We start from the raw sequence: 1,122 nt of genomic DNA, 5'->3' as shown, positions 1-1,122 counted from the left end.
GACAGGCCGGAGGGTCGTCCGCTGCTGCTGGGCTCGATCAAGTCGAACATCGGGCACACCCAGGCCGCCGCCGGCGTCGCCGGCGTCATCAAGATGGTCATGGCGATGCGCCACGGGGTGCTGCCGCGGACCCTGCACGTGGACGAACCGACCCCCCACGTCGACTGGACCGCGGGCGAGATCGCCCTGCTCACCGAAGCCGCGGCCTGGCCCGAGACGGGCCGTCCGCGGCGTGCCGCGGTGTCCTCGTTCGGCATCAGCGGCACCAACGCGCACACCGTCATCGAGCAGGCCCCCGAAGCAACGGAAGCACCGGAAGCAGGCGCACCGGAAGCACCGGGCGCACCGCAGCCCGCGGACCGGCCCGGGCCGGCCGCGACGGCACCCGCCGCCGGTCCCTTCCCGTACGTCCTGTCCGCCCGGGACCCGCAGGCGCTCCGCGCCCAGGCCGCCCGCCTGCTGCCGGTGGCCGAGGCCGCCACGGCGGCCGGGGACGGGACCGGCTCCGGTCTCGTCGACCTGGCGTACTCCCTGGCCACCTCCCGCGCGGGCCTGGAGCACCGGGCGGCGTTCGCCGCCGCCGACCCCGCCGGCCTGCTGGCCGCGCTCACCGCCCTCGCGTCCGACGGGTCGGCCCCGGGGCTGAACCGCGGCACGGTCTCGGGCGGCCGGCTGGCCTTCCTGTTCACGGGGCAGGGCAGTCAGCGCCTGGGGATGGGGCGTGAGTTGTACGGCTCCCGGCCGGTGTTCGCGGACGCGCTGGATGCGGTGTGTGCCCGTATGGACGCGCACCTCGAACTCCCGCTGAAGGACGTCCTGTTCGGGTCGGATGCTGGCCTGTTGGACCGGACGGAGTACGCCCAGCCGGCGCTCTTCGCGGTCGAGGTGGCGCTGTTCCGCCTGCTCGAGTCGTGGGGTGTGCGGCCGGACTTCGTGTCCGGTCATTCGATCGGTGAGATCGCCGCCGCGCACGTGGCCGGGGTGCTGTCCCTGGACGACGCGTGTGAACTGGTGGCCGCCCGTGGCCGGTTGATGCAGGCGCTCCCGGCGGGCGGCGTGATGATCGCGGTGCAGGCCGCGGAGGAGGAGGTCCTGCCGCTGTTGTCGGAGGGTGTGGGCATC

At 74.6% G+C, this 1,122-nt stretch carries 1 protein-coding gene; it reads left to right on the top strand.

Features of this window, described 5'->3' with window-relative positions:
* Window positions 1–1,122, top strand: a 1,122-nt coding sequence (locus tag IF43_RS0135545; RefSeq protein WP_030211149.1) for an acyltransferase domain-containing protein, incomplete at both ends; no start/stop codon positions are given.

This window comes from Streptomyces sp. NRRL S-87, from assembly GCF_000719335.1.
In the GTDB taxonomy this organism is placed as follows: domain Bacteria; phylum Actinomycetota; class Actinomycetes; order Streptomycetales; family Streptomycetaceae; genus Streptomyces.
Note: the sequence above shows the minus strand (reverse complement) of the source record. Positions and strands in the feature narration are given on the sequence as shown.